Origin of the sequence: uncultured Dialister sp. (assembly GCF_900541605.1) — a bacterium.
GTDB lineage: Bacteria > Bacillota > Negativicutes > Veillonellales > Dialisteraceae > Dialister.
The window spans coordinates 1-13,284 of the sequence record NZ_UQKJ01000006.1; the positions used below are offsets into that span (position 1 = coordinate 1).

Here is a 13,284-nt window from a genome sequence, read left to right on the forward strand (position 1 = left end):
CGCCACCGCCGGGCCACAAATAGAAGACGTCTTATTGTGCAGTATAGACGCCCATATGGGCCCGGCTCGAAGGTCCTCTGCAGGACCCTCGCCTTCTGAGGAAGGAGGCTGGCCAATAGCGGCGAAGCCGCCATTCTACCTTATGCCCCCGGTGCGAAGCACCTACAACCCGGTGAACGAGCAGAGCGATGTTTACCCACAACCCTTAGCCCCATTCACCCCGTTTGGCCACTCGCCAACCTCAAGGGACAGCTCGACAAACTGAAATTGGCAATACTCCAAAGTCCCTGTTACAGATCCAGTCCGGAATCCATGCCGAAAACCTTCATATGGCGGCTGAAGATGGATTCTCCCCGGTCCGTAAAGTAACCGAGATATTCTGCCACCGTATTGTCTCCGGTAGGCTTTTCGGCGCTGGAACTTCCATAGGCTGTACGGTCTGCCAGGAAGCGGCTGTCCATGGGCATAAAAGAGGCAGAAAGGCCTTCCAGCATGGCGGCAGCGAAAGGAGCAATTTCTTCTGTGGAAATCGGAGTGCCCACCGTAGATACGGCGTCCGTCAGGATAGCGGCTGCTGCCTTCCCTGCTTCCGTCTTTCCGGCTGTGATGGAAAAGGGGCAGGTAAAGAGCGTTTCCACTTCCAGGTAATCCAATGCTGCCAGGAACAGATACAGGGAAGACAGATTTTCCTCGGATACCCCTATCCTTCTTAAATCCACAATATTCCCGGGAATATCATCCACTGCATCCGAAGCACCGGCAGTGAGTACAGAGAAGACCTTCCAGCCGATTTCTTCCCACTCCGGAGCCCCTTTGCTGCAGATTTCTTTCCATATTCTGAAAAGGTCCGCTTCCTTCAGGAGCAGCGGCTTGTTTCCGCTGGGGGGAATATGAAAATAGTGGGCCGATACCTGGGCCTTGGGATTCGGCTTTTCAATGAAATTTTCCGGAAGTCCGGCATCCTTCAGCCGAGATTTCAGATACACCGGAGGCACTCCCATATCAATGAGTCCTCCTACCATCATGTCCACCGTCAATTTTCCATAGCATCTGATAAAAAGAGCTTTCATTACCGGATCTCCTTTCTCTGCCTTCCGCTGCCTGCTCCATCAATGGCCACATCCACATCGGCAGTACCAAATGTTTTCATCTGGTTCAGCATGTCAATGGCCGCATCCAGCAGGGACAATCCCAGGGCAGATCCAAATCCTTCGGCTTCCGTGAAATCATAATGAAGATAGGCATGCATGCCAAGTTTCTGCATCTGCATCTTATGTACCGGTTCTTCATAATAAACGGAAGGAAATACAAAATTCCTGATTTCCGGATACACCGTCACCGCTGCCAGTACGGCTGCTCCGGTTACCGCATTGTCAAAAGCTACAATCATGCCGTTTCTAGCCGCTTCCACTACGAATCCGAAGAGCGCAGCAATCTCGCAGGACCCCACTTCCGCCAGGTTTCCGATTGGATTTTCCCCAAAGTTTCCAATACCAGCCAGCCGGATGCTGTATCCGCCCTTTGCAGATACTTTCATCAGGTCTTCTTTCATGACTGCCGCCGTCACTGCAAGGGCAGAGAGAAGAGACCGCTCCCCTATGTTGCCAAGCCCCGCCGCTTCGACCCCCTGGGAGGCCAGGGTCTTGGCTACGGACATGCCGATAGAAACAGCGCCATTTACCACTTCATCATCCATGGCGGGATGACCATGATGGGTACCATGAATCATTTTCTTTGTCAGCACCCCTTCGATATCGGAGGTATCTTTTTCCAGTCCCACATCCACCAGATATACGGGGGACTCCAGGTTGCGGGCAATCACATTGACCGGGCCATATCCCTGGGCCACCAGTTTCATTTCATCATGAGAAAGCTGCCCCTTTGTCTTGTTCTCACCGTCCACCGCCGTATCTCCGCCAAAAATAACGAGGGCCTTGTTCAGGTAGGACGGCTTTACTTCCCCCCGAATGCCGGCGATACGGACTGCCATTTCTTCCAGTTTTCCTAAAGAATGGATCGGCTTGATCAGGTTATCCACATAAAGCTGGCAGGCCTTCATAATTTCTTCATTCAACTTCGGAATCCCGCTCATGCTTTCACCCCCACTTCTTCTTTAGTTGCACATTCCCGGTACACCGAAAGGGCCAGGTCAAACATTTTCGTCTGGATGCCGGCACCTACGGCTTCGCCGAGGCGGAAATCCAGGTCTATATACTCTGTGAGTCCCAATGCGGCCAGGGACTTTTTATGGGCCTGTTCCAGGGACAGGTGGGACGCCATAAGATAATGGACGGACTCCGGTGCCAGGGCCTTTGCAATGAAAGCACTGGCTGTCGTATTGAATCCATCAATGATGGTCATGGCATGGTTTGCCGCAGCTCCCAGAATGACACCGGTCATGCAGCCGAATTCAAAACCTCCGACCTTGGACAGTACATCCAGACCATCCTTTGGATCCGGGTGGTTCACATCCATGGCAGTCTGCACCACTTCCACCTTGTGCCGAAGCCGTTCATCGGAAATATTGGTTCCACGCCCCGTCACTTCGATGGCATTCCAGTGGTTAAAAGCGCCCAAAATGCAGGCGGAAGAGGTGGTATTGGAAATTCCCATTTCTCCAATGGTGAAAATCCGGTATCCCTCTTTGATTTTCTCTTCTGCAATCTCTATGCCCGTCTCGATGGACCGGATAGCTTCTCCCCGGGTCATGGCCGGACCTTCGGCAATATCCTTTGTGCCCCAGGCAATTTTACGGTCAAGGAGCCCCGGAACGCCGGACATATCCGCATTAATGCCCATGTCCACCACCACCATGTCGGATCCCGCATAGTAAGCCATAGCATTGGCGGAAGCCCCTTTCGTCTCCACATAGGCTCTCGTCATGCCTACGGTGGTAGACTGGGGATAGGCGGAAACTCCTTCCTTGTATACCCCATGATCCGCACAGGCAATCACCGTGCAGCACCTGGGAATGGCCGGAATCACTTCTCCCGTAATTCCGGCATACTGGGTCACCATGGTTTCCATTTTTCCCAGGTCCCCCATGCCAAGGTACAGGTCCTTCCACCGCCGTGCCGCCTTTTCCATGGCGTCCTCATCCAACGGCAGGATATGGTTAATCGTCTCGTCCAATAATCCCATACATTCCTCCTTATTATATATTCATTAGTGATATATTAGTTTTGCAATGATATTCTTATTCATTATACCATATCGGAGACTGGCAAAAGTGAAGCGGAATGAGTGCTGCCAATTTCAGTTTGTCGAGTTGTCAGCTGAGATAGGCGAGCGTCCCCAATGGGGTGGATGGGGCGTAAGGGTTGTGGGTTGGCATCGCTGCGCTCGCCAACCAGGTGGTGGCTTCAACATCGCTTCGCTTGTTGAAGCGGGGGCATAAGGTGGATCAGCCGCCATCGGCGGCCATTGAACCAACAGCCCCCGCTTTGGGAAGGCGGCAGCCTTCCCAAAGCCACAACCCCACGGGGAAAGCGACTCACTGCATTCTCAGTCGCCTACGGCTCCCTACGAATGCAGTTCGCTGCGCACCGGTCGGGCCAGCGAAGCGGCGCCCGACCCACCACCTTTATGCCCCATCCATTCGGGCAGCCCGCCGGCCAGCCACGAACCCCATCAGCTCGTCAGACCGCAATACTACTACGCATTATCAAAATACATATATCTTATTTCCTCATTCATTCCATCGAAATCAATACGGCATAGATTACATATAGAAATTATTCGATAATTTAGGGGGCTTTCCCCGTTTTTATCGGAGCCTTTAAGACCATATTGCAGGAACGTGTATGGACATATCGATAAAAATAATATAAAATGGAATAAGATTTTAATTGTATACGTAACTAAGCGCATACGGGTTACAATATATATGAGGTGATCAAATGAGTGAATTACTTCGCGTGGAAAATCTCCACGTCTCCGTAGGCAGGAAAGAACTCCTCCACGGCATTAACCTCACCGTGAACAAGGGGGAAGTCCATGTCATTATGGGCGTTAACGGGGCAGGTAAATCGACACTGCTTCATGCCATCATGGGAAATCCTGTTTACAAGGTTACTGAGGGCCATATTTATTTTGAAGGACAGGACATTACAAACCTGTCTGTAGATAAAAGGGCAAAGCTGGGCATTTTCCTTTCTTTCCAGAACCCCATTTCCGTGGCCGGCATTACAATGGAAAATTTCATCCGTACTGCCAAGACTACCATTTCCGGCAAGCAGCAGCGTCTCTTTCCTTTCAAGCGTCTCATGCGGACGAGAATGGAAGACCTGGCCATGGATCCTTCCTATGCCCAGCGGTACCTGAATGACGGATTCTCCGGTGGCGAACGGAAGAAGAGTGAAATTCTCCAGATGCGTATCCTGGACCCGAAGCTGGCCATGCTCGATGAAACGGACTCCGGCCTCGATGTGGATGCGGTGCGCATTGTTTCAAAAAATATTTCTGAATATCACAATGAGAACAATTCCCTTCTCATCATTACCCACCTGAACCAGATTCTGAAGTTCATTACGCCGGAATACGTACATGTGCTCATTGATGGCCGTATTGTCAAAGAAGGCGGCCCGGAACTGGTGGATGAAATTGAGACCAACGGCTTTGATGCATACCGCAGTGAGGTGTAATCATGGCTGAAGAAAAGAAAAAAAGCCAGGTAGAAGACGTAAACCGCAGTATTTACGACATCAAAGATAAGGTCGAATATTCCTACAAGGCCGATACGGGCCTGACGGAAGAGGTCATCCGGGAAATTTCCAAAGAAAAGGATGAACCGGAATGGATGCTGCAGAAACGTCTCCAGGCTTTAAAAATTTATAATAAACTGGATGTTCCACCCTGGGCGCCGGATATTTCGGAGCTCGATATGGAACATATCGATACTTACGTCCGTCCGAAGACGGACATGAAGGCCCGGTGGGAGGATCTTCCGGAAAATATCAGGGAAACCTTCGACCGTCTTGGTATTCCGGAAGCGGAGAAGAAGTCCCTGGCCGGTGTAGGTGCCCAGTACGATTCGGAAGTGGTATACCACAATATCCAGAAGGAACTGGAAGAACAGGGCGTTATTTACGTGGATTTCGAGACGGCAGTCAAGAAATACCCGGAACTGATCAAACCTTATTTCGGAAAGCTCATCACTCCGAATTACCATAAATTTGCGGCCCTTCACTATGCCGTATGGTCCGGCGGTTCCTTCGTCTATGTACCGAAGGGTGTTCATGTGGAAATGCCTCTCCAGAGTTATTTCCGGCTGAATGCGCCGGGAGCAGGGCAGTTTGAACATACCCTGATCATCGTGGAAGAAGGGGCGTCCTGCCATTTCATTGAGGGCTGCTCTGCACCCCGTTACAATGTGGCCAATCTCCATGCCGGTGCCGTAGAACTCTTTGTAAAGAAAGGGGCTACCCTCCGGTATTCTACCATTGAAAACTGGTCGAAGAATATGTACAACCTGAACACCAAGAAATCTCTGGTGGAAGAAGATGGGCATATGATCTGGGTTTCCGGATCCTTTGGTTCCCATACATCCTGTCTCTATCCGGATACGGTGCTCAAGGGGGATCGTTCTACTTGTGAATTTACGGGGATTACCTTTGCCGGCAAAGGACAGTTCCTGGACACCGGTTCCAAAGTGGAAGCTCTGGGCAAGGATGTGTCCATGACAGTGAACTCGAAATCCATTTCCAAAGGCGGCGGTACTGCTATTTACCGGGGCGTCGTCTACATCGGACCCAATGCAAAGGGGACGAAGGGCTCCATCAGCTGCGAATCCCTCATGCTTGATGACCAGTCCCGGTCCGATACGATTCCGGATATCGTTATTGAAAATGATGATATCGACCTGGGCCATGAAGCTAAAATCGGCCGCATTCCGGACGAGGATATCTACTACCTCATGAGCCGGGGCCTTTCGGAAGAAGATGCAAAGGCCATGCTGGTCCGTGGATTTGCAGAACCGATTTCCAAAGCACTGCCGCTGGAATATGCGGTGGAAATGAACCGCCTCATCGATCTGGAATTCGAAGGGGCCATAGGATAAGGAGGCATTATGGAAGAAATCAGAATCAACCGGCTGCCTCTTCTTACATACCGCTATCTTCATACCAACGATACGCCTGTACAGTTTGAAGCGCCGGAAATGGGAAGTGAACCCCTGTTTTCCGACAGAACCTACGTGAAAGAGGGCGGAAGCCTTCCGGAGGATTTCCGTGGCGCATCGGAAGAAACGGTGAAAGCTCTGAAAAAGGGCAGTCATTATACCATTACCATTCCTGCCCATACAAAGGCAGAACTTACCGTGTCCCTGACCGGCAGCGAGGAACATCCCGATACGGCCGGTGCCTTTTCGTTCCATCTGGAAGAAGGGGCAAGCCTGGACCTGGTATATCGGATTTCCGGAGGCAAAGAAAAGGGAACCAGTCTTTTCGGAGCCTATTACCGTCTGGATAAAGAGGCAAAGCTCAAAGTATCCCGCGTGGAAAGCGGACTTTCGGGGACCGATGTATATGACCAGCGCCATACGGTACTGGGAGAAAGGGCGAAAGCCGATTTTTCCGCCGCTGAACTGGGTGGAAAAGACATCTATGTCCACAGCTATGGACTGCTGGAAGGAAAGCATGCATCCATGACAGAAAAGGCGGTCTATGCGGGCACAGGAAAACAGCATCTGGACTTTTTCTATCACATCGACCATGTGGGTAAGAAGACCCACGCGGAAATCGATGTGAAAGGAGCCCTGGACGACGAATCCAAAAAGATTTTCCGGGGAACCCTGGACTTCAAGAGAGGCTGCAGCGGCTCCGTAGGCGATGAGGGCGATTACGCCATCCAGCTTGCACCGAAGACGAAGAATATTTCCCTGCCACTCCTGCTGTGCACGGAAGACGATGTACAGGGGAACCATGCATCCAGTGCCGGCCAGCTTGACAGCAATACCATCTATTTTCTTATGAGCCGCGGATTTTCCCTGGAGGAAGCCAGAAGAATCGTGATAGAAGCCCTTATCCGGCCGATTATCGATGGTATGGATGCATCGGTGCAGGATGAAGTGATTACAGAACTCAGGAATAAACTGGATTCCAAGGAGAACGTAAACTATGAACAGTGAACTCATCAGAAGAGATTTTCCGATTCTCGAGACCAAAGTGAATGGCCATCAGATCGTTTATTTTGATAATGCCGCTACCACCCAGCGCCCGCTGCCTGTGGTCAATGCGGTATTGGACTATGTGACCCATAATAACGGCAACCCCCACAGGGGTGCCCATATCTTTGCCATTTCCGCTTCCGAAGCCTATGATTCTTCCAAGGAAGTGGTGCGGAAATTTATTAACGCCAAAAGTGCAAAGGAAATTATTTATACCCGAAATACGACGGAATCCCTGAACCTGGTATCCCGTTCCTACGGAGAAACCCACCTGAAGAAGGGGGACCACATCCTTATTACCATTGCAGAACACCATTCGAACCTGGTCACCTGGCAGAGAGTGGCCCAAAAGACCGGCGCCGTACTGGATTATATCTATGTGGATAAAAAAACCGGCCATTTCCCGGAAGAGGAACTGAAGAAAATCGACGATCCCCGGGTCAAGATTTTTGCTTTCGCCCAGGTGTCCAATGTTCTTGGCATTGACTTTGATCCGAAACCGCTGATTCAGAGAGCCCATGCCCATGGGGCGGTGGTAGTTCTCGACGGTGCCCAGTCCACGCCTCATAAGAGAGTGGACGTGCAGGACCTGGACTGTGATTTCTTTGCCTTCTCCGGACACAAGATGTGCTCCATGGGAGGCATCGGTGTTCTCTATGGCAAGGAAGAACTGCTGAATGACATGGAACCCTTCATGCTGGGGGGAGACATGATTGATGATGTGCATGAACAGGAAACGACCTTTGCCGAGCTGCCGGCCAAGTTTGAGGCAGGCACCCAGTATGTGGAAGGCGCCGTGAGCCTGGTGGCAGCCATTAAATATGTGGAATCCATCGGTTATGATGAAATTCGTGCCCAAGAAAAAAAGCTTGTTGCCCGCTGCCTGGAAGGGATGAAGAAGCTGCCCTTTATTCATATTATCGGACCGGAAAATCCGGAAGAAAAAGAGGGACTTGTGGCCTTTGAAGTGGAAGGTGTCCATCCCCATGACGTGGCTCAGATCCTGTCTGCCGACGGCATCTGCATCCGCACCGGCCACCACTGCGCAGAACCCCTCCATTACTACCTGGGCATCAATGCATCCTGCCGTGCTTCCTTCTATTTCTACAACACCGAAGAAGAAGTGGATTATTTCCTGGACAAACTGAAGGATGTCCGGAAAGTTATGGGGTATGATGATTAATGGAATTAAAACAGCTCTACACCGATCTTATCCTGGAATATAACAAGGACAAGACCAATAAACGTAAAATTTCTGATCCCACGGTTCATGAACACGGGCATAACCCGAGCTGCGGGGATGATATCGATATTGAAGCGAAAATCGAAAACGGCATCATCAAAGACCTGGCCTACACCGGCACCGGCTGCGCCATCAGCCAGGCATCCACAGCCATGATGGCGGAACTCCTGCAGGGGCGAACCGTGGAAGAAGGACTCCGGCTCTGCCGGCTTTTCCTCGACATGATCCGGGGCAAAGTAACCGATGACTCCCAGCTGGAAGAACTGGAAGCCGCCATTACCCTGAAGGATATTTCCAAAATGCCGGTTCGCGTGAAATGCGCCACCCTCGGCTGGCATACCCTGGAAATGGCGCTGGAAAAAGTGGAAAAACAGCTGCAGAAGCAGTGAGAACGCATAAAAAAGACTGTACTCCGGTACGGTCTTTTTCTTTACGGAAAATGAGGCATGAGAATTTAAGGATGGAAGTGCGGCGCGCTATGCATATAGTGATGCAGTTTTTATAGTACCGATACTATGCACTGAAAGCGTACCTTTGGGAGACGGCAGGCCTGTAGAGGGAAGTCTGGCAGAAATAAGGCGTCCGGTATTTCGTCTCAAACACATTTGTGCAAATGGCTCTATTTGTTAAGAACGTGCTCCTTCTACGAGGAACTGCATTCTTACGGTTCATTTCATCTATTGAAAATACTGGCAGCCACGTGCCCCCTTGGAGAAGGGGGCAGCCCAAAGGGCAGGGGATGGATCCGCCTCATAGAGGCGGGACCTGTAGAACAGATGCTTTCCTCCTGATAGCTGCCAATCCATAGAGGAGGAAGGGACTCGCTGGATATTCAGCTGCTGACGTTCCCTGTAGTCCGGTTCGTAGAGTCTCTTAAGTGAAACCCGTTGCTGCTAAGCTGCTTTTTACCAGCCCTGGTCAAAGGCCACAGCTCCTTTGGCCATTGTCCCTTCCGTTTCTTTCATGATACAATGGGGTAGAAACAGATTCAAAATTACGGGAGGAACCTATGAAACAGTGGATGAAAGCTATGGCCATCGGTGCCATGGTATTGGCAGCCATGGCCGGAGCAGGCTGCGGCAGCGAAGGAAATGGGAAGAAACAGGTAGCCATTGTGCAGCTCATGGAACACAAGGCATTGGACGAGGCGAACCAGGGATTCAAGGATGGATTAAAGGAAAACGGTTACGATGACAGCAAGGCCACCTTTATCCAGGAAAATGCCCAGGGGGACCAGTCAAACCTTGCGTCCATCGCGACGAGGCTGAAGGAAAAGAAACCGGCATTGATCTGTGCGATCGCAACTCCGGCAGCCCAGAACCTGGCCAATGAGATTCATGATATTCCCATCGTAGGAACGGCAATTACCGATTACGAGCAGGCCAAGCTGGTGGATTCCAATGAGAAGCCGGGCCGCAATGTCACCGGCGTTTCGGATATGTCCTCCGTGGAAGCCCAGATGAAACTGGGCCTTGCCCTTGTGCCGAATGCAAAGAAAGTGGGACTCATTTACAGTTCTTCCGAGATTAACAGCGCCATCCAGGCGGAACGGATGAAGAAATACTGCCAGGATAACCACATAGAAGTCATGGAAAAAACGGTGACCTCCATCAATGACCTCCAGCAGGTGGCGGAAGCCTTCGCAGGGAATGTGGATTTCATCTATGTACCCACGGATAATGTGATTTCCTCTGCCCTCCCGGCACTGATCAAAGTGACCGATGAGGCGAAGATTCCGGTCATCGGTGGTGACAGCAACATGGCAAAGAACGGAGCCCTGGCTGGGGTGTCTATCAATTATTACCGTCTGGGAGAACAGGCAGGAGCCATGGCGGCAAAAATCCTCTCCGGCAAGGCAAAGGCTGCCGATATGCCTATTGAGTACCAGAAAGATATGGACCTTGTAATCAATAATAAGAGTGCAGAAATTCTGGGCATTTCTATTCCGGGCAATCTGGAAAAACAGGCAGAAATCATCAGCTGAGCGAACTGTTTCGTAATAAAAAGGCTTTCCGGTTCTTTGTGAATCGGAAAGCTTTTTTTATTTCAGTATAGTGACCTTGTTTTTTCCTTCGTTTTTGGCCATGTACAGGGCCTTATCCATGCGCTGGTAAAACAGGTCTATATTTTCACCGGGAAGTGCCTTTGCTACACCAAAGCTGGCAGTAACCCGGGCTTTGTCCGGAAGTATATCAGCTTCGCAGATGGCAAGACGGAGGCGTTCTGCAATTTTTCGTGCATCCTCCAGAGACACGCCGGGGAGGAGAATTACAAATTCATCACCGCCCCATCGTCCGACATAATCATTACTCCGGAGGCGGGAGGCAAGAATGTGAGATATGGCCGTAAGCACCCTGTCACCGATGATGTGGCCATAGGAGTCGTTGATCCCTTTGAAATGATCTACATCGATCATGATGGCATTAAGGGGCTGGTCATCGGAAAGAGCGGCCAGGGAATCGGCCAAAATTTTTTCTATGGTTCCCCGGTTCAGAATATTTGTCAGCCCGTCGTGGGTGGCGATGTAGGCCATCTTTCGGTAGGACTCTTCCAGTTCCTTCGAAGTCATTTCGATAAAACTGGCCAGATGGCGGATGGTAGAAAGGGGATCTCCCGGAAGAACAGCCTTATTGTGTCCCCGTAGAATCGGAGGGGCTGCTTTTTTCGGACATCGGGGCTTTTCGTTGCCGCCTTCCCGGAAAAGGACGAGGAGAGAGGTCATGTCCATGGAATCAGCGTGTTCGGTAGTACCGGCAATTTCTCCCCAGGAACACCCACCGGCAGCCTGATGGATATGCTCAAGGACCGCAAGAGGCATGTTCATGGATTCCTTCAGCACCATGGTTCGAATGGAGGACGAAAAAAGGAGAAGTCCTTCAGGATTGAAATTCTGGGCCAGGGTAAGGGCATCTCGAGCAGCTTTACGAATTTTGTTCGGACTTTCGTAGGATAGATGAATGATATCTCCCTGTCGGCAATCACCGGAAAGAAGAAGTTCTCCGGAAGGACCAAGTCCCCATGGTATCCGTGCGACCGGAGCCCCGTCTCTCATAAGAAGCAGGGGAAAAGCAGCAGCCTTGTTCAGGAAATAGGCGTCCGCATTGACCTGCAGGTATTTCCTGTAAAGCCAAACAGCCGGTTTTCCGTCCAGGGTCTGCAGTATATGGCCGTTTTTTACTCCGGTAACTCTGGCGGACTGTCCCAGCGGTGTCCATCCCAGGATGGAATTCATGTCAATGACCACGGAACCATCATAAAGCAGCAGCAGGCAGCCGTCCCAATAGATATGATCCCGGTCAAAAAGAAAAGGAGAATCGTCAGGAGTACAGGTGCTTCCATGTGCGCCAAAAACCGGAAGAAGAGGGTCAGTCCCTTTAAAAGTCTTCGAGTAATCCATGGTACCATCGTACAGGGAAGCTGCGAGAACTTCCAGCCCCACCGGATGACTGCACCGGGAGAGAAGGGAATGATACAGGGACCGACCTGCATCTTTCGTCTCTGAAGGTATATGACAGGTCCGAATCCGGGTATCCTGAAATTCCATAAGGGTCACTATTGACAGGTTGCTGCGGATTTTTCCGTTCCAGGGAACACCGGATGTTGACATACCTGCAATGAGACAGCGGGGAAATGTTTTTTTCAGACAGTCCATGATTTCTTCCACCATATCACAGGATCTGGTGCTGGTGAAAACATGGATAACAGGGGCCTGCGGGTTTTCAGGATTTATCTTTACTTTCTCTATTTCGTCGTAGAGTGAGTCCAATGTGGTAAAGGCAAATGAATATTGTTTCACTGAAAAAAGCCTCTTATTTTGATGAAAAATAAGTGATTTATTTATGATAATTATATTATAACATAACTATTATTTCATTGGATAGATGGACGGCTTCTTTATGACTTCGCTATTAGACCAATAAAAAAGCCCCAGAGGGCTTTTTTCAAGACAGGGTAGATACCAGAAAGGCCATAAGCATGAGGAGAATAAACATCTGCTTATTGTTTTTTCCACGGATTTCACGGTCCGTAATGTGGACCCCCCAGTTCCATTTTGTATAGAGTGCCATGGCCAGCCAAAGCAGCAGGGATACCACGGTGAGTCGGAATGTGCCTTCCTGGCTGGCGGAAGCAGGCGCCAGGCCGAAGTCCACTGCCACCATCATGAGGAGGGTTACGCAGACAAGGCCGCTTGTGAACAGGAGAAGCCACCGAGGCGCTTCCTGATACAGGAACTTTTCTTCCTTCGTACTGGCTTTGCCCAGAAAATAGGATTTAATGAACCAGAGGCAGATGAGTACTGCCACCCCGTCGAACAGATAATTATGTGCCATTTTTTCATCCTTCCTTTTTCTTTCTATTATGGACTATGGGAGAAAAAGGAACAAGAGGGGGAAGATTAAGCAATAGCCCGGTCAGATTTGTGATGCAGTCAGTATGTTGTCGGCTGCAAAGCCGCAGGGGAAAATTTATTGAAATGGTAAGCAGCACAAAGAAAAACATCTGTAATCAGCGCTTCCCTGGCTCATACCACGACAAAAAGCCCAAAGGGTTATGTCGACTGACTGTGACACAAACCTATCAAAGTCACAGCCTGTTCCTGGAATTGGATCTCCTTCAGGCTTTCTGCCTATGTGTATTCAGTTGTATTGCCAGCTGCGGGATTTGGTAGTCTCCTTTCCACAGGAAGGGAGATTAACCTTGTGCATCGAACGGATTTTATTCCGGAGCTCTTATGGATTCATCTTTGCAGGATGGCTTGCGGCTTATGTCATGTCCGGGTATTTTTTCGAGGCCTCTCCCCGGACAGATTTCTGCCCTCATCCATCTTGATTATACATGAAAGAATAAGAAATTGGAATAGTGAATTTAATTATGC

At 50.2% G+C, this 13,284-nt stretch carries 11 protein-coding genes; 6 read left to right on the forward strand and 5 right to left on the reverse strand.

The features are described from left to right. Nucleotides 1–290: 290 nt before the first annotated feature. From larC to cobT, 3 genes are read right to left on the reverse strand one after another with little or no spacing between them, the layout of a single operon-like run. Entirely contained in the window at nt 291–1,070 is a 780-nt protein-coding gene (gene larC, locus QZR21_RS00905; protein WP_296098649.1) for a nickel insertion protein, read from the reverse strand. Beyond that, the gene (locus tag QZR21_RS00910; protein WP_296098646.1) at nt 1,070–2,092 is read right to left on the reverse strand and encodes a nicotinate-nucleotide--dimethylbenzimidazole phosphoribosyltransferase; all 1,023 of its coding nucleotides are present in this window, start codon (nt 2,090–2,092) and stop codon (nt 1,070–1,072) included. The genes larC and QZR21_RS00910 overlap by 1 nt, the downstream gene beginning before the upstream one ends. Continuing rightward, entirely contained in the window at nt 2,089–3,141 is a 1,053-nt protein-coding gene (gene cobT / locus QZR21_RS00915; protein ID WP_296098643.1) for a nicotinate-nucleotide--dimethylbenzimidazole phosphoribosyltransferase, read from the reverse strand. Before cobT ends, QZR21_RS00910 begins: the two co-directional genes overlap by 4 nt. Nucleotides 3,142–3,899: 758 nt before the next feature. Between cobT and sufC the strand changes: the two genes are divergently transcribed. The 6 genes from sufC (at nt 3,900) to QZR21_RS00945 (ending at nt 10,392) form a co-directional block, all read left to right on the forward strand. Next, nucleotides 3,900–4,643, forward strand: a complete 744-nt coding sequence (gene sufC / locus QZR21_RS00920) for a Fe-S cluster assembly ATPase SufC (RefSeq protein ID WP_296097547.1) — start codon at nt 3,900–3,902, stop codon at nt 4,641–4,643. A 2-nt stretch (nt 4,644–4,645) separates the two neighbouring features. Next, nucleotides 4,646–6,058 carry a Fe-S cluster assembly protein SufB gene (gene sufB / locus QZR21_RS00925; protein ID WP_296097546.1) on the forward strand — a complete coding sequence of 471 codons (1,413 nt, stop codon included), beginning with the start codon at nt 4,646–4,648 and terminating at the stop codon, nt 6,056–6,058. A gap of 9 nt (nt 6,059–6,067) precedes the next feature. Further along, nucleotides 6,068–7,126 carry a SufD family Fe-S cluster assembly protein gene (locus QZR21_RS00930; protein ID WP_296097544.1) on the forward strand — a complete coding sequence of 353 codons (1,059 nt, stop codon included), beginning with the start codon at nt 6,068–6,070 and terminating at the stop codon, nt 7,124–7,126. Next, nucleotides 7,116–8,348: a SufS family cysteine desulfurase gene (locus QZR21_RS00935; protein ID WP_296097542.1), complete on the forward strand. Its 1,233-nt coding sequence runs from the start codon at nt 7,116–7,118 to the stop codon at nt 8,346–8,348. Before QZR21_RS00930 ends, QZR21_RS00935 begins: the two co-directional genes overlap by 11 nt. Continuing rightward, a complete protein-coding gene (gene sufU / locus QZR21_RS00940) occupies nt 8,348–8,797 on the forward strand; it encodes a Fe-S cluster assembly sulfur transfer protein SufU (RefSeq protein ID WP_296973246.1) in 450 nt (149 codons plus the stop codon). Before QZR21_RS00935 ends, sufU begins: the two co-directional genes overlap by 1 nt. A gap of 620 nt (nt 8,798–9,417) precedes the next feature. Then, entirely contained in the window at nt 9,418–10,392 is a 975-nt protein-coding gene (locus QZR21_RS00945; protein WP_296097539.1) for an ABC transporter substrate-binding protein, read from the forward strand. A 57-nt stretch (nt 10,393–10,449) separates the two neighbouring features. Here the strand turns inward: QZR21_RS00945 and QZR21_RS00950 are convergent, their stop codons facing one another. Next, nucleotides 10,450–12,204 carry a diguanylate cyclase gene (locus QZR21_RS00950; protein ID WP_296097537.1) on the reverse strand — a complete coding sequence of 585 codons (1,755 nt, stop codon included), beginning with the start codon at nt 12,202–12,204 and terminating at the stop codon, nt 10,450–10,452. A gap of 145 nt (nt 12,205–12,349) precedes the next feature. After that, on the reverse strand, nt 12,350–12,739 hold the full coding sequence (locus QZR21_RS00955) for a hypothetical protein (protein WP_296097535.1): 390 nt from the start codon (nt 12,737–12,739) through the stop codon (nt 12,350–12,352). Nucleotides 12,740–13,284: the final 545 nt, after the last annotated feature.